The organism is Streptomyces sp. NPDC047049 (genome assembly GCF_040643995.1).
In the GTDB taxonomy this organism is placed as follows: domain Bacteria; phylum Actinomycetota; class Actinomycetes; order Streptomycetales; family Streptomycetaceae; genus Streptomyces; species Streptomyces mooreae.
Map to the genome: position 1 here is coordinate 408,720 of NZ_JBEYVM010000002.1, position 19,534 is coordinate 428,253.

A 19,534-nucleotide genomic window follows, 5' to 3' on the forward strand; every position below is an offset into this window, starting at 1 on the left:
GAGCCCGCTCCCGCGCACCCGGCCGCCGGTTGTGCCACCCCGCGCGCGCGGGGCGCCGGGGCGTCCGATACGTTGACTTCGTGAGCAACAAGGTCAAGAAAAATGTCCTGCGCGCCGGAACCATCACCGCCGGCACCGCGCTGATGCTGCTGATGTCGTCCCCCGCGTTTGCGCTCACCCGCGACGACGGTGACGACCCGGGTCCGGGCCTGAGCGTGATCCAGACGCTCGGCCTCTATGTCGCTGCACCCATCGTGCTCTTCCTGATCATCGCCGGGCTGGTCGTCGCGGGCGACAAGTCCCGCAAGCAGGCCCAGCCCAAGGGCTGACGCCGGGCATCAGTGACGCCTCGAGGGCGCCCCACGGTCATCGACCGCGGGGCGCCCTTCGTCATGCCCGGACCCGGGACCGGGCAGGGTCCGGGCAGGGCCTGGGCGGGGGCCGCTCCGGGCGTCCAACGGTGACAGAACAGGGCGGCGCCCTTTGTCGTACCCGGCTATTTCCGCAGGTGAAAAGGGGGTTGCGAGGCGGCTATCGCGCGCTTTTCGACCGGTTTGAACGGGGGGAGGTGTTTAACCGGCCCTAACCTACGATGACGTAACCTACGCAGCCGTAGGTCAAACCTACGGACCCGTAGGTCGTCGTCCCCAGGAGTTCCCCCGTGACCATCGCCCCCGCCCGCCATAACGGAGAGCTCGGCCAGGCCGCCTGGAGCGACGCCCAGTTGCTCTACGCGCTCGAAGAGGTCGTGGAGAAGGAACTCAACCGCCATCTGAAGATCGCCAAGGACTGGATGCCCCACGAGTACGTACCGTGGAGCGACGGGCGCAACTTCCCCGGGCCGCTGGACGGTGACGCCTGGGACCCCGAGCAGTCCAAGGTCAGCGACATCGGCCGGATCGCCCTCGTGGTCAACCTCCTCACCGAGGACAACCTCCCCAGCTACCACCACGAGATCGCCACCCTCTTCGGCCGCGACGGCGCCTGGGGCACCTGGGTGCACCGCTGGACCGCCGAGGAGGGCCGGCACGGCATCGTGATGCGGGACTACCTGCTCACCAGCCGGGCGGTCGACCCGGACGAGCTGGAGCGGTTCCGCATGGCCCACATGTCGGAGGGCTTCGAGTCCGACAACGCGCACAGCATGCTGCACTCGGTGGCGTACGTCGCCTTCCAGGAGCTGGCCACCCGGATCTCGCACCGCAACACCGGCCACCACTCCGGTGACCCGGTCTGCGACCGGATGCTGGCCCGGATCGCCACCGACGAGAACCTGCACATGGTCTTCTACCGCAACCTCCTCGGCGCGGCCTTCGAGATGGCCCCCGACCAGACCATGTGCGCGGTGCGCGATGTCGTCACCGGCTTCCGGATGCCCGGCCACGGCATGCCCGGCTTCGAGCGGTCGGCCGCCCGGATGGCCATCGGCGGGATCTACAACCTGCGGATCCACCACGACGACGTGCTGCAGCCGGTGCTGCGCTACCTGAAGGTGCTGGAGATCGGCGGGCTGGGCCCGGCCGGGCTGGCCGCGCAGGAGGAACTGGGCCTGTTCATGGACGGGCTGGACGGCCAGGCGCGGAAGTTCGACGAGCGCCAGGCCGCCATCCTCGCCCGCCGCGAGGCCAACCGCCGCGGCTGACCCAGGCAGGCCTCCCCCGCCGCCGTCCGCGGGCGGGTGCGCGCGGCGGCGGGTGCGTACGCTGCCCGCATGGCCGACTGGGACCTCAAGAAGCTGCGCATCCTGCGCACCCTGAACGAGCTGGGCACGGTCACCGCGACCGCCGAGGCGCTGCACATGACGCCCTCGGCGGTCTCCCAGCAGCTGACCGGGCTGGCCAGGGCGCTCGGCGTCACGCTGCTGGAGGCGCACGGCCGGCGGGTCCGGCTGACCGACGCCGCACAGCTGGTGCTGCGGCACGCCGAGGCGGTCTTCGCCCAGCTGGAGCGCGCGGACGCGGACCTGCTCGGCTACCTCCAGGGCGAGGCGGGCCAGGTGCGGATCGGTGCCTTCTCCACGGCTATCCCCGCCCTGGTGGTCCCGGCCGCCTTGGAGCTGCGCCGCAGCCACCCCGGGCTGTCGGTGGTCGTACGGGAGGCGGAGGCGGAGGCCGCCTACGAGCTGCTGGCCGAGGGCAGCGTCGATCTGGCGCTGTCCCTGGCCGCGCACGCCCCCACCCCGCGCGACCCCAAGTTCAGCCGGGTCTCGCTGCTCGCCGACCCGCTGGACGTGGCGCTGCCGGCCGGCCATCCGCTGGCCGGCGAGCCGGGGCTGCGGCTGGCCGACCTGGCGGACGAGCCCTGGATCTTCGGCAGCAGCGGGCCCTGGTCGCAGATCACCACGACCGCCTGCGAGAGCGCCGGCTTCGTGCCCGAGCAGGCGCATGCCGCCGCCGACTGGAGCGCGATCTGGGCGATGGTGGCGGCGGGGATGGGGGTGGCGCTGGTGCCCCGGATGGCGATGGCGGGCGGCCTGGGCGCCGCCGGGCCCGGTGCGGAGGAACCCGGCGTGCGGGGCGGGCGCGGTGGCGGGGGAGTGGCGGTGCGGGTGCTGCACGCCGACCAGCCGCGCCGCCATGTGGTCGCCGCCGTCCGCCGCGGTTCCGAGGGGGCGCCGGGCCTGGCCCGGGTGCTCGCCGCGCTGCGGGAGGCGGCCGCCGCCCAGACGCCGGGAGACCCCACTGTTCAGCCCAGCTGAACGTATTCCTCAAAAACTTTCGATGGACCTGAGGGGTGGGCCACTGCGACCGTGGAGTGGTCCGCACGGCTCACCTCGTCGAAAGGCAACGATGACCGCCAACCCGGCCGCCGACCGCACTGATCCGCACGCCAACGACGCGAACCCGTACGGCGGCGGAGACCCCTACGCCGACTACCGCGGCGGGGACTTCCCCTTCACCTCGCTCGTCGACCTCGCCGACCGCCGCCTCGGCGCCGGGGTGATCGCCGCGAACGACGAGTTCTTCGCCGAGCGCGAGAACCTGCTGAAGCCCACCCCGGCGGTCTTCGACCCCGAGCACTTCGGCCACAAGGGCAAGATCATGGACGGCTGGGAGACCCGCCGCCGCCGTGGCACCGACGGCGACCACCCCTTCCCGGACGACGACGCGCACGACTGGGCGCTGATCCGGCTCGCCGCCCCCGGGGTGATCCGCGGCATCATCGTCGACACCGCCCACTTCCGCGGCAACTACCCCCAGCAGGTCAGCGTCGAGGCCACCGCGCTCCCCGGCAGCCCCGGCCCCGAGGAACTGCTCGCCGGCGGGGTGAAGTGGGAGGAGCTGGTCCCGCGCACCCCCGTCCGCGGCCACGCCGCCAACGGCTTCGAGGTGACCGTGGAGCGCCGCTTCACCCACCTCCGCCTCAAGCAGCACCCCGACGGGGGGATAGCGCGCCTGCGGGTCCACGGCGAGGTCGTGCCGGACCCGGAATGGCTCGATGTGCTGGGCACCCTCGACCTGGCCTCGGTGCTGCACGGCGGCACCGTCGAGGACGCGTCCGACCGCTTCTACTCCTCGCCCACCCAGCTCATCCGGCCCGACCTGTCCCGCAAGATGGACGACGGCTGGGAGAACCGCCGCCGCCGGGTCAAGGGCACCCACGACTGGGTCCGCTTCCGGCTCGCCGCCCAGGGCGAGATCCGCGCCGTGGAGATCGACACCGCCTACCTCAAGGGCAACTCGGCCGGCTGGGCGGCCCTGTCCGGCTGCGACGGCGACCCGGCCGACGAGGCCTCCTGGTTCGAGATCCTGCCGAAGACCCGGCTCCAGCCCGACACCCCGCACCGCTTCCGGCTGCCGCGCTCCGTGACGGCCACCCACGTACGGCTGGACGTCTTCCCCGACGGCGGCCTGGCACGGCTGCGCCTGCACGGCGACCTCACCGCGGCCGGCCGCGCCGCCCTCGGCAGCCGCTTCGACGCCCTGGGCGGCTGAGCCGCACCCCGCGTGCACCCGGGCGGCGCGGGAGGGGACGGGGCCCGGCGCAGGGCGGGCCGGGGCGGCCGACGCCGTGGCGGCGGAAGGACATTCCGCCGCCACGGCGCGTAAGCCCCTGTGGCGGGGACCCGGCGGAATCCCGATGCCGGGTCCCCCTGCGGGACGGTCAGGCCGCCGCGTCCGCGGCCTGCGCCTTCAGCGCCCGCTCGATCCCGGCCCGCGACTCGGTCATCAGCCGGCGCAGCGCCGCGCTCGGCTCGGCCGACGCCAGCCAGGCGTCGGTGGCTTCCAGCGTCTCCCGCGAGACGTGCAGCGCCGGGTAGAGGCCCACCGCGATCTGCTGCGCCATCTCATGGCTGCGGGAGTTCCAGATGTCCTTCACCACGGCGAAGTACTTCTCGCTGTAGGGCGCCAGCAGCTCCCGCTGGTCGGTCTGCACGAAGCCGCTGATGACGGCCTCCTGCGTGGAGTTGGGGAGCCGGTCCGACTCCACCACCGAGGCCCAGGCCTCGGCCTTCGCCTCCGCCGTGGGACGCGCCGCGCGGCACGTCGCGGCGTACCGCTCGCCCGCCGAGGTCTTGTCCCGGTCCAGCTCCGCCGCGATGGCCTTCTCGTCCGCCCGGCCGGTGGCGGCCAGCCGGTGCAGCAGCGACCAGCGCAGCTCGGTGTCCACGACGAGCCCGGCGACCTCCTGCGTGCCGTCCAGCAGGCCCTGCAGCAGGTCCAGTTGCTCGTCCGTACGGGCCGCGGCGGCGAACGCACGGGCCCAGGCCAGCTGGTGGTCGCTGCCCGGCTCGGCCGCCCGCAGCTGCTCCAGGGCCGCCGCCGTCCAGGTCGCGAGCCCCGTCTCGCGCCACTCCGGAGCCGCGTACAGGTCCAGCGCCAGCTTCACCTGGCGGTGCAGCGACTGGACGACGCCGATGTCCGACTCCTTGCCGATGCCGGACAGCACCAGCGACAGGTAGTCGCGGGTGGCCAGTTCGCCGTCCCGCGTCATGTCCCAGGCCGCCGCCCACGACAGGGCGCGCGGCAGCGACTCGGTGAAGTCACCGAGGTGTTCGGTGACGGTCTTCAGCGACTCCTCGTCCATCCGGACCTTGGCGTAGGACAGGTCGTCCTCGTTGAGGAGGATGACGGCCGGCCGGGCCGTGCCCACCAGCTGGGGCACGGCGGTCAGTTCGCCGTCCACGTCCAGCTCGATCCGCTCGGTGCGGACCAGCTTGCCGCCCTGGAGGTCATAGGCGCCGATCGCGATCCGGTGCGGCCGCAGCACCGGCTCGCCCTTGGCGCCGGCCGGCAGCGCCGGGGCCTCCTGCCGGACCGCGAAGGAGGTGATGACGCCCGCGCCGTCCACCTCGATCTCCGGCCGCAGGATGTTGATCCCCGCGGTCTCCAGCCACTTCTTCGACCAGGTCTTCAGGTCCCGCCCGCTGGTCTCCTCCAGCGCGCCGAGCAGGTCCGACAGCCGGGTGTTCCCGTAGGCGTGCGCCTTGAAGTAGGCCTGGACGCCCTGGAAGAACTCGTCCATGCCGACATAGGCGACCAGCTGCTTGAGGACGCTGGCGCCCTTGGCGTAGGTGATGCCGTCGAAGTTGACCAGGACGTCGTCGAGGTCGTTGATCTCGGCCATGATCGGGTGGGTGGACGGCAGCTGGTCCTGCCGGTACGCCCAGGTCTTCATGGAGTTGGCGAACGTCGTCCACGAGTGCGGCCACTTCGAGCCCGGGGCGTAGGCCTGGCAGGCGATCGAGGTGTAGGTGGCGAACGACTCGTTCAGCCACAGGTCGTTCCACCACTCCATGGTGACCAGGTCGCCGAACCACATGTGCGCCAGCTCGTGCAGGATCGTCTCCGCCCGCACCTCGTACGCCGCGTCCGTCACCTTCGAGCGGAAGACGTACTGGTCGCGGATGGTCACCGCGCCCGCGTTCTCCATCGCGCCGGCGTTGAACTCCGGCACGAAGAGCTGGTCGTACTTCGCGAACGGGTAGGCGTAGTCGAACTTCTCCTGGAACCAGTCGAAACCCTGCCGGGTGACCGCGAAGATCTCCTCCGCGTCCAGGTGCTCGGCCAGCGACGGCCGGCAGTAGATGCCCAGCGGCACCGTCCGCCCGTCCTTCTCGTACGAGCTGTGCACGCTGTGGTAAGGACCGGCGATCAGCGCCGTGATGTAGGTCGAGATCCGCGGCGTCGGCTCGAAGCGCCAGACGTTCTCGCTCGGCTCCGGAGTCGGCGAATTGGAGATCACCGTCCAGCCCTCCGGGGCCTTCACGGTGAACTGGAAAGTCGCCTTCAGGTCCGGCTGCTCGAACGAGGCGAACACCCGCCGCGCGTCCGGTACCTCGAACTGCGTGTAGAGGTAGGCCTGTTGGTCCACGGGGTCGACAAAGCGGTGCAGTCCCTCACCGGTGTTGGTGTAGGCGCAGTCCGCCACCACCTTCAGCTCGTTGCGGCCGGCCCGCAGCCCCGGCAGCGCGATCCGCGAGTCCTTGAACACCGCTTCCGGGTCCAGCGCCTCGCCGTTGAGCACGACCTCGTGCACGGCCGGCGCCACCAGGTCGATGAAGGTCTCCGCGCCCGCCTCGGCCGCATCGAAGTGCACGGTCGTCTCCGACCGGTACGTGCCACCCCCGTTCCCGTCGTCGCCCGGGGTACCCCCCTCCTGCGCGCCGGAGAGGTCGAGATCGATCTCATACGCGTCCACGGTCAGCAGGCGCGCCCGCTGCTGCGCCTCGTCGCGGGTCAGATTCGTGCCAGGCACCAGGTCATCTCCTCGTAAGCGGCCTCGTATGCGGCGTTTCCGTCATCCTTCCACGGCAGGGGCCCCTTGATCGTGGGCAGCTCGGGATCGGTCGCCGCCGAACCCGCGCCCGCCGCACCGCGGCCGGAACCGGGGAAGGAAGCGTGGCGTCCGATTCCCGCCGGCACAGCGCGCCCGCGACGCCGACGCTTGAGGCATGACAACTCACACCACCGACTACGCCGCTCTCCCCATCCCCGAGACCGCACTCAGACAACTGCGGGTCACCGACGACGCCGGGCGGCCCGCCGAGCCGTTCACCGCCCGTGAGGACGGGGTGCCGCAGGACGCCGTCGGGGCGCCGCTGCGCTGCTGCCTGCGCGAGGTCCGGGCCGGCGAGCGGGTGGCGCTGGTCTCGTATGCGCCGCTGCGCCGCTGGGCGGCCGCGACCGGGGCGGAGCCCGGGGCGTACGACGAGCAGGGGCCGGTGTTCATCCACGCCGGGGCGTGCGGCGGGCCGGACGGCGCGGCCGGCCGGTATCCCGCGATGTCGGCCGGGTCGCTGCGCGTGCTGCGTCGCTACAACGCGCGGGGGCAGATCACCGGCGGCCGGTACCTGGAGGTCCCCGAGGACGCCCGGGCCGCGTTCGACGCGGCCCTCGGGGAGGCGTTCGCCGATCCGCGGACGGCGCTGGTGCACGTACGGGCCGTGGAGTACGGCTGCTTCCACTTCGAGGTCCGGCGCACCCGCTGAGGACCGGTGGCCCCGGAAGCCGGAACGGCGGGTGCCCGTACGGAGACTCCGTACGGGCACCCGCCGTGTGCGAGCAGCAGGCGTCAGCCGCGCAGCTCCGCGGCGACCAGCTCCGCGATCTGGACGGCGTTCAGCGCCGCGCCCTTGCGGAGGTTGTCGTTGGAGACGAACAGCGCCAGGCCGTTCTCGACGGTCTCGTCGTTGCGGATCCGGCCCACGAAGGACGCGTCCTGGCCGGCGGCCTGGAGCGGGGTGGGCACGTCCGAGAGGGTGACGCCGGGGGCGCCGGCCAGCAGCTCCTGGGCGCGCGCCGGGCTGATCGGACGCGCGAAACGGGCGTTGACCTGCAGCGAGTGACCGGTGAAGACCGGGACGCGGACACAGGTGCCGGACACCTTCAGGTCCGGGATCTCCAGGATCTTGCGGCTCTCGTTGCGGAGCTTCTGCTCCTCGTCGGTCTCGTTCAGACCGTCGTCGACGATCGCGCCGGCCATCGGGAGCACATTGAAGGCGATCGGGCGGACGTACTTGTCCGGCTCGGGGAACTCCACGGACGCGCCGTCGTGCGTCAGCTTGGTGGCGTCCTGCTCGACGGCCTTGCGGACCTGGCCGTCCAGCTCCTCCACACCGGCCAGACCGCTGCCGGAGACCGCCTGGTAGGTGGCGACGACCAGGGAGACCAGGCCGGCCTCCTCGTGCAGCGGGCGCAGCACCGGCATCGCGGCCATGGTGGTGCAGTTCGGGTTGGCGATGATGCCCTTGGGCCGGTCGGTGATCGCCGACGGGTTGACCTCGGAGACGACCAGCGGGACCTGGGGGTCGCGGCGCCAGGCCGAGGAGTTGTCGATCACGACCGGGCCGGCGTCGGCGACCTTCTCGGCCAGCGCCTTGGACGTGGCGCCGCCCGCCGAGAAGATCACGATGTCCAGCGCCGAGTAGTCGGCGGTGGCCGCGTCCTCGACGGTGATCTCGGTGTCCTGCCAGGGCAGCGTCCGTCCGGCGGACCGGGCCGAAGCGAACAGCCGCAGCTGCTCGACCGGGAAGTTCCGCTCGGCGAGGATGCCTCGCACCACGCCGCCGACCTGTCCGGTGGCTCCGACGATTCCGATCCTCATGGGACTCCTTCTTTCTGGCCTGACATGGGTGTCTGCTCGGGACACCTGCTCAGTAGTGCCTCCATCATGTGTGTGATACCCGTCGCGTTGTCCAATCCGTTCCGTTCCGTGGCGGGTCGGGAGGCCGTACCGGCGCGTAGTGCGCCGGAGTGCTCACGGTGCGTACGGGGCGGTCGGCGGTGGGGGCGCCGGGGCGGCCCCCCGGCGGCGGTCCGTGAGGGAGCCGGGGCGGCCCGTGGCGGGTCCGGTTACCCCGGCCGGTGAACGGCCGGTGACCGCCGGCCGCACCGCCGGGCAGGGCTCCATGACCGGAAGGTGGCCGGCAGATCCCTGTGCGGTGATGGGTTCTCCGCGTTGCCACGGCGTTCACGCGCAGGTCATCCCGGATGCCAACCATCCCAGGTGACAGGGCAGTTGTGCTGCCCGGCCGCCTTCGCGTTCGCACCCGGGGAGCCTTGCGTATGTCCCGTATACGGTCCGCCGCCACCTTCGACCGCCGTACGTTCCTCACCGCCACCGGAGCGGTCGGTGCCGCCACCGGCCTCGGGCTCGCCTTCGGCGTCGGCCCGGACCGGGCGGCGCAGGCGGCCACCGTTGCCTCCGGCCCGGCCCCGGCCGCGCCGGTCCCGGTCGATGCCCCCGCCGTCCCCCCTGCGCCGTACACCCGCGGCACCACCCTCGCCGGGGTGTCCGCCCCGCGCGGCAGCGGAGGCTACCGCCGGCTCGGGGACGGCCCCGCCTGGGACCGGGTGGTCCGCGCCGACCTCGCCACGGCCCACGGCGGGCGCGACAAGCGGCGTACCGCGCTGGCGTCGTTCGTGCAGTTCACCGACCTGCACCTGGTCGATGTGCAGAGCCCGCTGCGCTACGAGTACCTGCGCGCCGAGACCGCCAGCGCCTGGCGGCCCCAGGAGGCGCTGTCGGTCGCCGGGGCCGTCTCGCTGGTCGAGCGGGTCAACGCGCTGTCCGGCGGGCCCGCCACCGGCGCCCCGCTGTCCTTCGTGATGACCACCGGTGACAACACCGACAACAACTCCAAGCTGGAGCTGGAGTGGTTCCTGACCGCGATGAGCGGCGGCAGGATCACCCCGAATTCCGGCGACCCGCGCCGCTACGAAGGGGTCCAGGACAGCGGGCTGCCGCTGTACTGGCAGCCGGAGCGCGCCCTGCGCGACGCCGACAAGAAGCGGGGCTTCCCGCGGCTGGACGGGTTCCTGGCGGCCGCGATCCGCACCGTCCACAGCCCGGGGCTGCATTTGCCCTGGTACTCGACGGTCGGTAACCACGACTCGCTGCCCGGCGGGTGCTACGCCCCCGGCGACCCCTTCTGGACCGAGATCGCCACCGGCGGCCGCAAGCTGGAGACGCTGCCCGCCGCCGAGGCCGCGAAGGTCTGGAAGGCGGTCAAGGACGGCCTCGACCCCGAGGGGGCGGACTTCAAGCGGCTGCTGACGGCGCACGCCAAGCAGGCCAGGAGGGTCACCCCCGACGAGCGGCGCGCCCCCTTCACCCGGGCCGAATATCTGCGCGCCCACCTCGACCCGGCGCACACCGGACCCGGTCCGCACGGTCACGGCTACACCTCCGCCCATCTCGACGGGGACCGCCTCTACTACACCTTCCGGGTCTCCGACGACGTCCTCGGGATCAGCCTGGACACCACCGACCCCGGCGGCCACTACACCGGCTCGGTCGGTGACGCCCAGCTGCGCTGGCTGGAGCGGACGCTGAAGGAGAACGAGAAGGGGGAGAAGGCCCATGTGCTGGTCTTCAGCCACCACACCAGCAAGACGATGAACAACACCCGGCCCGACCCGGCCCGCCCGCACGAGAAGCGGCACAACGGTGCCGAGCTGGTGGAGCTGCTGGCCGCCCACCCCCGTGTCGTCGGCTGGATCAACGGCCACAGCCACAAGAACGAGATCATCGCGCACGGCAGCTTCTGGGAGGTCTCCACCGCCTCGCACATCGACTTCCCGCAGCTGGCCCGGGTCATCGAGCTGGTGGACAACCACGACGGCACGCTGTCGCTGTTCACCACCCTGATCGAGTCGGCCGCCCCGCACCGCACGGACTTCGGCGACCTCTCGCAGACCGGGCTGGCGGCCCTCTACCGCGAGCTGTCCTTCAACGCCCCCGAGGCCCGCAGCGACCTGGCGGGCACGTCCCGGGACCGCAACGTCGAGCTGCTGCTCAAGCGGAGCTGACGGCGCCGGGGGACACCCCTGACGGGGGCCCTGACGGCCCCTGACGGGGCCCCTAACGCGGCAGTACCACCACATACGCGCTCGGCTCCCGGTCGCCCGCCGCCATCAGCGCCGTACGGATCACCGCGGCCTGCTGCTCGGGGGACGTGCGCAGGGTGCGCGGCAGACAGCGGACGACGGTGATGCCCAGCCGCTCCAGATGCTCGCGCTTGTGGAAGAACGGCGACTGCAGCGGGTCCTCCTCGGGGCGCGGCGCCCGGGTGTCGATCTCCAGGGCCACCGCGTGCTCCGGCCAGAAGGCGTCCACGCCGCCCAGCTGCGGCCCGCCCGGCAGCCGCAGTTCGACGTTCCACAGCGGGTCGGGCAGGCCGTGGGCGCGCACCATCGCATAGAGCCGCTGCTCGGCCAGCGCCCGGCCCTCGGCGAGCAGGGTGTCCACCGCGTCCACCACGTGCGGCCGGGTCAGCAGCCGGGCCCGGCTCAGCTCCCGCACCACCGAGGTCGCCTCGCAGTGGCCGCCGCGCACCGCCTCGGTCAGCAGCCGGCGCACCGTCGTGGCATCCGTGAGCGTGCCGACCGCGTCCGCGACCGCGCGCGGCACCGGCGCGGCCGGCACCCCGGTGATCTCCTGCGCGACGGGCAGCTCCACGGTCCGTACGATCCGGGCGAAACCCGTCGAGCGCAGCCGCCGGGTGCGGGCCACCAGGACCTCGATGCGGTCCAGGGCGAGCAGCGGGGGCGCCTCGGTGAAGCCGTGCAGGGCGAGCGCCGCCAGACCCGTGATCATCGCCTCGGGGGCGCCGTCGGACCCGTCGCCCTGCCGGGGCACCGCCGGCCCCCGGTGGCTGGCGTACAGCAGGGCCGCATGCAGCCGCTCCTCGCTGGTGGGCGGCCCCGCGTGCAGCAGATAGACGCCGGGGAGCAGTTGTTGCCAGGGGCCGCCGGCCCGGCAGCGTTCGGTGGTCTCCGCGGCCGGGACGCCGTGCTCCCGCAGCTGACGGGTGGTCATCACCCGGCACTGCGCCTCGGAGAGGTGACGGAGGGGGAGGGGGGAGAGCGGGGTGTCGTGGTTCATGTCACCTCGATTCCCGCGCCCGCTCCGCCCCCTAACCGCTGTTACACGCCCGTGCCACAAACCGGACAACCCTGTACTAAAGTACGGGCGTTCGACTGCCGAAAGGGGCTGGTCGCCCCGGGGGTTACGGCCTCGGCCCGGCCGCCTCGTCACAAGCCTGTGCCCGCAGTGCCCGGGCCAGATCGTCCCGCTTCTCCAGGACCAGCCGCCGCAGCGCGGGCGCCGCCTGCGGATGCCCGTCCAGCCAGCCGTCCGCGGCGTCCAGGGTCTCCTGCTCCACCAGCCAGGCCGGGAACAGCGCGCGCACCACCTCCATCCCGATCTCGATGGAGCGCTCCCGCCACACCCGCTCGATCGCCGCGAAGTAGCGCGGCCGGTACGGGGCCAGCAGCTCCCGCTGCCCGAACTGCGCGAACCCGGCGTTCGTCGCCTCCACCAGGGCGTTGGAGAGCACATCGGACTCCACGGCCTGCTCCCAGGCCGCGGCCTTGACCTCGGCCGAGGGGCGGGCGGCCAGGCAGCGCACCTGGTGGCGCTTGCCGGAGGCGGTGTTGTCGCGGGCCAGCTCGGCGTTGAGCACGCTCTCGTCCGCGACGCCGTGCGCGGCCAGCGGCTCCAGGATCGTCCAGCGCAGCTCCTGGTCCACGTCCAGGCCGTCGATCTTCGCGGTGCCGTCCAGCAGGCCCTGGAGCAGCTGGAGTTCGTCGGGGGCGGCGGCGAGGGCGATGAAGTGCCGGGCCCAGGCGAGCTGGTGGCCGCTGCCGGGCTCGGCCAGCCGCAGCTCGTGCAGCGCGGCCTCGGCGAGCTCCCTGGCGGCCTGCTCCCGGCGGTCCGGCGCCGAGTACAGCTCCAGCGCCGTCTGCGCCTGTCCGTGCAGTGACTGCAGCACACCGATGCCGGTCTCCCGGCCGGCGAACCGCCGCACCAGGCCGAGGTAGTCGCGGGCCGGCATCAGCCCGTCGCGGGTCAGGCCCCAGAGTGCGGCCCAGCACACCGCCCGCGCCATCGGGTCGGCCAGATCGCCGAGCCGGGCCCGCAGGGTGGCCAGCGACCCCTCGTCGAAGCGGACCTTGGCGTACGTCAGGTCCTCGTCGTTGACCAGCACCAGTTCGGGGCGTTCGAGGCCGGCCAGCTCGGGTACGGCGGTCCGCGGCCCGTCCACGTCCACCTCGGCGCGGGCGTAGCGCACCAGCGCCGCATCCGCGCCCTGGCGCCGGTAGAGGCCGACCGCGACCCGGTGCACCCGCAGCTGCGGGTGCGAGGGCGCCGCCTCCTGCAGGATGCTCAGCTCGGTGATCCGGTCCTGCGCGTCATAGGTGACCTGCGGGGTCAGGGAGTTGACGCCCGCGGTCTCCAGCCAGGACCGCGACCAGGACGCCAGGTCCCGGCCCGAGGTCTCCTCCAGCGCCGCCAGCAGGTCCGTGAGCCGGGTGTTGCCGTAGGCGTGCCGCTTGAAGTAGCGCCGCGCGCCCTCCAGGAAGGCGTCCTGCCCCACGTACGCCACCAGTTGCTTGAGGACGGCCGCGCCCTTGGCGTAGGTGATGCCGTCGAAGTTGAGCTTGGCGTCCTCCAGGTCACGGATGTCGGCGGTGACCGGGTGGGTGGAGGGCAGCTGGTCGGCGTGGTAGGCCCAGGACTTGCGGCGGTTGGCGAAGGTGATCCAGCCGTCAGCGAAGCGCGTGGCCCCCACCTGCGCGAAGGCGCCCATGAAGTCCGCGTAGGACTCCTTGAGCCACAGGTCGTCCCACCACTGCATGGTGACCAGATCGCCGAACCACATGTGCGCCATCTCGTGCAGGATGACGTTGGCCCGGCGCTCGTAGGACGCCTCGGTGACCTTCCCGCGGAAGATGAACTCCTCGCGGAAGGTGACACAGCCCGGGTTCTCCATGGCCCCGAGGTTGTACTCCGGGACGAAGGCCTGGTCGTACTTCCCGAAGGGGTAGGGGAAGTCGAAGTGGTCGTGGAAGAAGTCCAGGCCCTGCTTGGTGACGGTGAAGATCTCGTCCGCGTCGAAGTGCTTCGCCAGGCCCTTGCGGCACAGCGCGCCCAGCGGCACCTCCAGCTCGGTGCCGTCCTCGAACGTCCGCCGGTAGACATCACAGACGTAGTGGTACGGGCCGGCGACCACGGCCGTGATGTACGTCGAGATCGGCTCGGTCGTCGCGAAGCGGTGCCGCCCGCCCTCGGCCTCGCCGTCCAGGGCACCGTTGCTGAGCACCAGCCAGCCCTCGGGGGCGGTGACCTCGAAGGTGAACGGGGCCTTCAGGTCGGGCTGTTCGAAATTGGCGAAAACCCGTCGGGCATCGGCCGGCTCGTACTGGGTGTAGAGGTAGACCTCGCCGTCCTCGGGGTCCACGAAGCGGTGCATGCCCTCACCGCTCCGGCTGTAGGCACACCGGGCGTCGACGACCAGGGTGTTCTCGGCGGCCAGCGCGTCCAGGGTGATCCGGGTGCCGTCGAAGACCTCGGCGGGGTCCAGCTCCCGGCCGTTGAGGGTGACGGAGGTGACCGACGGCGCCAGCAGGTCGGCGAAGGCCGAGGCGCCGGGCTCGGCACAGCGGAAGCGCAGCGTCGTCAGGGAGCGGAAGGTCTCCGCTTCCGGACCTGACGCGACCGCTGAGCGGACGTCCAGCGCCACGTCATAGGCGTCGACGCTCAGCAGCCGTCCCCGCTCCTGCGCCTCGTCCCGGGACAGATTCTCACCTGGCACGGCGTGACTCCCTCGTCCTCGTCTCGAATATCGAACAACGGGAATCATGGCACGCCCGCCGTCGGTTGAACCGTTCACGGAACAGCACCGTGAACCGACCCAGCACAGCTCTCATAAGGAGACCCCGTGTCCGACGCCGCGAAGACCCCCGCCGACTTCTGGTTCGACCCGCTGTGCCCCTGGGCCTGGATGACCTCCCGCTGGATGCTGGAGGTGGAGAAGGTCCGCCCGGTCGAGGTGCGCTGGCACGTGATGAGCCTGGCGGTGCTCAACGAGAACAGGCTCGACGAGCTGCCCGCCCAGTACGCCGAGAACATGCGTCCCGGCGGCAAGGCCTGGGGCCCGGTCCGCGTGGTGATCGCCGCGCAGCAGCTGCACGGCGACGAGGTCGTGGGCAGGCTCTACACCGCGCTCGGCACCCGCATCCACAACGAAGGCCTCGGCGTGAGCACCGAGAGCATCGCCGCCGCCCTGGAGGACGCGGGCCTGCCCGCCGAGCTGATCGCGTACGCCGACAAGGACACCTACGACGCCGAGCTGCGAGCCTCCCACAAGGCGGGCATCGACCTGGTCGGCCAGGAGGTCGGCACTCCCGTCATCGCGGTTCCCGGCCACGACGGCGAGCAGCTTGCCTTCTTCGGTCCGGTCGTCACCCCGGCCCCCAAGGGCGAGGAGGCCGCCAAGCTGTGGGACGGGACGCTGATGGTCGCGTCCATCCCCGGCTTCTACGAGATCAAGCGGACCCGGACCCAGGGCCCGGTTTTCGACTGAGAGCCGGACACGGGCGGGGCCCCACGAGTCACGTCCTCGTGGGGCCCCGCCGTTCTTCCGCCCGCCGGGTGAAAGGTGAGAAGACGATCACGAGGCGGGACGTCCGTGCGCCTTACGGCGCCAGCAGCAGGCTGTGCGCGCGCTCCTTGGCGGTGGCGTACCGCTTGGCGACGTCCTGCCAGTTCACGACCTGCCACATGGCCTCGATGAAGTCCACCTTCTGGTTCTTGTACTGCAGGTAGAAGGCGTGCTCCCAGGCGTCGAAGACCAGGATCGGCACCGAGCCCTGCCCGACGTTGCCCTGGTGGTCGTAGATCTGCTCGACGATCAGCCGCCCGGAGAGCGGCTCGTAGGCGAGGACGCCCCAGCCGGAGCCCTGGGTGGTGGCCGAGGCCTTGGTCAGCTGGGCCTTGAACCGCGCGAACGAGCCGAAGGACGCGGCGATCGCGTCGGCCAGCTCGCCCACGCCGTCCTTCTCCAGCGGCTCGCCGCCGCCGTCACCGGTCATGTTGTGCCAGTAGATGCTGTGCAGGATGTGGCCGGAGAGGTGGAACGCGAGGTTCTTCTCCAGGCCGTTGATGTTGCCCCACGCTTCCTTGTCGCGGGCCTCGGCGAGCTGCTCCAGGGTGTCGTTCGCGCCCTTCACGTACGCCGCGTGGTGCTTGTCGTGGTGCAGCTCGATGATCTCGGGGCTGATGACCGGTGCCAGCGCCGCGTAGTCGTACGGAAGTTCAGGAAGTGTGTAGGTGGCCATGCCGATCCCGCCTCCAAGCTGCTGATGAGCAGTAGTTGCAATCAATGTGCAAGAGCACGCTATCAGCAGGAGTGATCACCGGCTGGTTGCGGTGGACCGGCCTGGTGCCAAAGACGGAGGCGGGGCGGGACCTCGGAAGGAGGTCCCGCCCCGCCTGTGGGAGTGGGGGAGCGCTGCGGAGCGGCTACTCCTTGGCCGGGCCGGCGCCCCTGCCCAGCGACCGCTGCCGGATGAGCCCGATCACGGCCAGTACCGCCCCGAAGCCACCGGTGAACAGCAGCTGGATCCGCTGGTTCTCGTCGCGCACCATCAGCAGCAGCACGACGACGATGCCCGCCAGCGCCACCCAGGTCAGGACCGGGAAGGCCCACATCTTCACCACGAGCTTCTCGGGCGCCTCGCGCTCCAGCCGGCGCCGCATCCGCAGCTGGGCGACGGCGATGAAGCCCCACACCACCAGGACGGCCGCGCCGACCATGTTGAGCAGCCACTGGAAGACCGTGGTCGGCCACAGGAAGCTGAAGAGGACCGCGAGGAAGCCGAAGGCGGAGCACAGCAGGACGGCACGGCGCGGGACGCCGCCGCTCACCTTGGCGAGGAAGGCCGGGCCCTGGCCGCGGGAGAGGAGGGAGTAGGCCATCCGCGAGGCGCCGTAGAGGTTGGCGTTCACCGCGGAGAGCAGCGCGATCAGGATGACCACGTTCATGATCTGGCCGGCCGCCGGGATCTTGAGGTAGTCCAGGACCGCGACGTACGGGCCGCTCTTGGCGATGGAGGGGGCGCTCCAGGGGATGACCGTGACGATGATGGCCATCGAGCCGACGTAGAAGAGGGCTATCCGCCACATCGCGGTGCGCACGGCGCGGGCCACACCGCGTACCGGGTCCTTGGACTCGGCGGCCGCGATGGTCACCGTCTCCAGCCCGCCGTAGGCGAACACCGACGCCAGCAGACCGACCATCAGGCCGTCGACGCCCCTGGGCAGGAAGCCGCCGTCACCGGTGAGGTGCGAGGTGCCCGGGGCATGGGTGCCGGGGAGCACACCGAAGATGGCCAGCAGGCCCAGGATCAGGAAGAGGCCGATCGCCGCGACCTTCAGGGCGGCGAACCAGAACTCGAACTCACCGAAGTTGGAGACCGCGGTCAGGTTGGTTCCGGTGAAGAGCAGCATGAACAGCAGGACCCACACCCAGGGCTGGGTGCCGGGGAACCACTGGTGCATCACGTCCGCGGCGCCCAGCGCCTCGGCGGCCACCGCCACGCACAGCAGCGCGGTGAACATCCAGCCCACCGTGAACCCGGCCCAGGAGCCTATGGAGCGCTCGGCGTGCACGGAGAAGGAGCCGGAGGCCGGATTCGCCGCGGCCATCTCGCCGAGCATCCGCATGATCAGCATGACCAGCGCGCCGGAGACGGCATAGGCCAGCACGATCGACGGGCCGGCCGCCGCGATCCCGGCGCGGGAGCCGACGAACAGGCCCGCGCCGATCACCCCGCCCAGGGCGATCATCGAGAGGTGGCGCTGCTTGAGGCCGTTGGACAGCGTGGAGCTGTCCGGGCCGGCGCCCTGGACCGCGTCGCCGTGCTCGCGCGCGGATGCGGCGGACGAGGGTGTCCGATTCATGTCGTACCTGTCCCAGTAGGTGAGAGCGGAGCAAGGCGATACTGCGTTCCCCCGGGCCGCGACCGGCGCGACGGTGCTGCCGGGCCCCCGGACCCCGCCGGTGCGGGCGGAACGCGCAGGGCCTGCCGACGGCGCTGCTCCGGGGTCCTCGGCAAAGCGGGCTCAGTTTGAGCGCCGGTGTCCGCTCAGGGCAACAGTCGTGCAGCGAATGTTCGGTATTCAGACGTGTTCGGCACGGTGTGTGTTCAATGTGTGGTCGATTGTGACGTGGGGTGACCCCGCCGGCCGGGAATCAGCGGCGCCCGCGACGCTCCCGGAGCGCGCGTACACCTGCGACGAGCAGCACCAGACCGGTCGCCCCGGCCGACCACAGAAGCTGCGGCCGGGCCGCGTCATCGGTGAGCATCAGGATCAGCACCCCGCCCATCGCCACCAGCGACGCCCAGGTCAGATACGGGAAGCCCCACATCCGCAGGGTCAGCTTTTCGGGCGCCTCGCGGGCGATCCGCGGACGCAGCCGCAGCTGGGAGACGGCGATCAGGCCCCAGACGAAGAGCAGCACCGCGCCGACCGCGTTGAGCATGTAGAGGAAGACCGAATCCGGCCACTTCAGGTTCAGCAGGACGGAGACGAACCCGAACGCCACCGAGGCGAGCACCGCGCGGCGCGGCACGCCGCCCGCACTCCCGGCTCCTCCCGAGCGGGGGGACGCCCCTCCCGACACCTTCAGCAGCGCCCGCGGCGCCTCGCCCCGCTCGGCCAGCGAGAAGATCATCCGCGACGAGCCGTAGAGATTGGCGTTCAGCGCGGAGAGCAGCGCCACGAACACCACGATGTTCATGATCTGGCCGGCGCCCGGCACCCCGAGGCTGTCGAGCACCGCGACGTAGGGGCTCTTGCCCGGCTGCATCGACGACCAGGGCAGCAGGGTCACGATGACCAGCATCGAGCCGACGTAGAAGAACAGGATGCGCCAGACCGCGCTGCGCACCGCCCGGCCCACCGCACGCGCCGGATCGTCCGACTCGGCCGCGGCGATGGTGACGACCTCCAGGCCGCCGAAGGCGAACACCACGGCCAGGACCCCGGAGACCACCCCGGACCAGCCGTGCGGCAGGAAGCCGCCGTGCCCGGTGAGGTTCGCCAGCCCGACGGGCTCGGTGTCCGGCAGCACCCCGAAGACCGCCAGCAGGCTCAGCGCGAGGAACAGCACGATCGCGGTGACCTTCAGCGTCGCGAACCAGAACTCGAACTCGCCGAAGTTCTTCACCGCGGCCAGGTTGGCGACGGTGAAGACGATCATGAAGATCAGCACCCAGCCCCACTGCGGTACCGCCGGTACCCAGCCGTTCGCGATCTGCGCCGCACCGGTGGCCTCCACGGCCAGCACCACGACCAGCAGGAACCAGTACAGCCAGCCGACGCTGAAGCCGGCCCAGCGCCCCAGCGCCCGCTCCGCGTGCACCGAGAACGCACCGGACGCCGGCATCGCCGCCGACATCTCACCGAGCATCCGCATGACCAGCATCGCCAGCGCGCCCGCGATCAGGTACGACAGCACGATCCCGGGACCGGCGACCGCGATCCCCGCGCCGGAGCCCACGAACAGGCCCGCGCCGATCACCCCGCCCAGGCCCAGCATCGTCAGATGGCGCTGCTTGAGGCCCGCGGCCAGCGGCTCTGTCCCGTCGGCGGCCGTCCCCGGGGAGGACTCGACGGCATGGGTCGGTGCGTCGTGCATGGGCTCGTACTCTCGCAAGGGCCGGGGCGGCGGAGGCCGCCGGCGGGTTGGGGGAACTCCACAGGTCACCGCGGGGCGCGCCCAGTGTCGCCGCATGTCGCG

14 protein-coding genes are annotated in these 19,534 nt (G+C 71.8%); 7 read left to right on the forward strand and 7 right to left on the reverse strand.

Annotated features, from left to right (window positions below; translation table 11 throughout):
* The first annotated feature begins 80 nt into the window (after positions 1-80).
* The 4 genes from ABZ851_RS05865 to alc all read left to right on the forward strand — a co-directional run bounded on the left by ABZ851_RS05865 (position 81) and on the right by alc (position 3,935).
* Entirely contained in the window at positions 81-329 is a 249-nt protein-coding gene (locus tag ABZ851_RS05865) for a hypothetical protein (protein WP_336052283.1), read from the forward strand.
* 332 nt (positions 330-661) lie between these two features.
* Positions 662-1,642: an acyl-ACP desaturase gene (locus tag ABZ851_RS05870; protein WP_361122692.1), complete on the forward strand. Its 981-nt coding sequence runs from the start codon at positions 662-664 to the stop codon at positions 1,640-1,642.
* A gap of 69 nt (positions 1,643-1,711) precedes the next feature.
* Positions 1,712-2,698, forward strand: a complete 987-nt coding sequence (locus ABZ851_RS05875; protein WP_361122695.1) for a LysR family transcriptional regulator — start codon at positions 1,712-1,714, stop codon at positions 2,696-2,698.
* A 91-nt stretch (positions 2,699-2,789) separates the two neighbouring features.
* Positions 2,790-3,935: an allantoicase gene (gene alc / locus ABZ851_RS05880; protein ID WP_361122698.1), complete on the forward strand. Its 1,146-nt coding sequence runs from the start codon at positions 2,790-2,792 to the stop codon at positions 3,933-3,935.
* Between the two features lie 169 nt (positions 3,936-4,104).
* Here alc and pepN (ABZ851_RS05885) read toward each other — a convergent pair whose 3' ends face one another.
* Entirely contained in the window at positions 4,105-6,699 is a 2,595-nt protein-coding gene (gene pepN / locus ABZ851_RS05885) for an aminopeptidase N (protein ID WP_361122701.1), read from the reverse strand.
* Positions 6,700-6,895: 196 nt separating this feature from the next.
* On the opposite strand from pepN (ABZ851_RS05885), the gene ABZ851_RS05890 reads away from it, so the two are divergent.
* Entirely contained in the window at positions 6,896-7,432 is a 537-nt protein-coding gene (locus ABZ851_RS05890; protein ID WP_361122704.1) for a DUF1203 domain-containing protein, read from the forward strand.
* An 83-nt stretch (positions 7,433-7,515) separates the two neighbouring features.
* On the opposite strand, the gene ABZ851_RS05895 is transcribed toward ABZ851_RS05890, so the two are convergent.
* Positions 7,516-8,547, reverse strand: a complete 1,032-nt coding sequence (locus tag ABZ851_RS05895; protein WP_088797668.1) for an aspartate-semialdehyde dehydrogenase — start codon at positions 8,545-8,547, stop codon at positions 7,516-7,518.
* A 461-nt stretch (positions 8,548-9,008) separates the two neighbouring features.
* On the opposite strand from ABZ851_RS05895, the gene ABZ851_RS05900 reads away from it, so the two are divergent.
* Positions 9,009-10,754 carry a TIGR03767 family metallophosphoesterase gene (locus ABZ851_RS05900; RefSeq protein WP_361122708.1) on the forward strand — a complete coding sequence of 582 codons (1,746 nt, stop codon included), beginning with the start codon at positions 9,009-9,011 and terminating at the stop codon, positions 10,752-10,754.
* Positions 10,755-10,806: 52 nt separating this feature from the next.
* Here the strand turns inward: ABZ851_RS05900 and ABZ851_RS05905 are convergent, their stop codons facing one another.
* Both ABZ851_RS05905 and pepN (ABZ851_RS05910) read right to left on the reverse strand, forming a co-directional pair.
* Complete coding sequence (locus tag ABZ851_RS05905) at positions 10,807-11,829, reverse strand: hypothetical protein (RefSeq protein WP_336052272.1); 1,023 nt, start codon at positions 11,827-11,829, stop codon at positions 10,807-10,809.
* A gap of 124 nt (positions 11,830-11,953) precedes the next feature.
* Positions 11,954-14,542 (reverse strand): aminopeptidase N, encoded by a 2,589-nt coding sequence (pepN, locus tag ABZ851_RS05910; RefSeq protein WP_361122712.1) that lies wholly within the window; start codon positions 14,540-14,542, stop codon positions 11,954-11,956.
* 126 nt (positions 14,543-14,668) lie between these two features.
* On the opposite strand from pepN (ABZ851_RS05910), the gene ABZ851_RS05915 reads away from it, so the two are divergent.
* Positions 14,669-15,313 (forward strand): DsbA family protein, encoded by a 645-nt coding sequence (locus ABZ851_RS05915; RefSeq protein ID WP_361122715.1) that lies wholly within the window; start codon positions 14,669-14,671, stop codon positions 15,311-15,313.
* A 112-nt stretch (positions 15,314-15,425) separates the two neighbouring features.
* On the opposite strand, the gene ABZ851_RS05920 is transcribed toward ABZ851_RS05915, so the two are convergent.
* The 3 genes from ABZ851_RS05920 to ABZ851_RS05930 form a co-directional block, all read right to left on the reverse strand.
* The gene (locus ABZ851_RS05920) at positions 15,426-16,067 is read right to left on the reverse strand and encodes a superoxide dismutase (protein WP_361122718.1); all 642 of its coding nucleotides are present in this window, start codon (positions 16,065-16,067) and stop codon (positions 15,426-15,428) included.
* 184 nt (positions 16,068-16,251) lie between these two features.
* Entirely contained in the window at positions 16,252-17,691 is a 1,440-nt protein-coding gene (locus ABZ851_RS05925) for an amino acid permease (protein WP_361122721.1), read from the reverse strand.
* A gap of 292 nt (positions 17,692-17,983) precedes the next feature.
* Positions 17,984-19,432, reverse strand: coding sequence for an amino acid permease (locus ABZ851_RS05930; protein WP_361122724.1), 1,449 nt, complete (start codon positions 19,430-19,432; stop codon positions 17,984-17,986).
* Between the last annotated feature and the right edge of the window lie 102 nt (positions 19,433-19,534).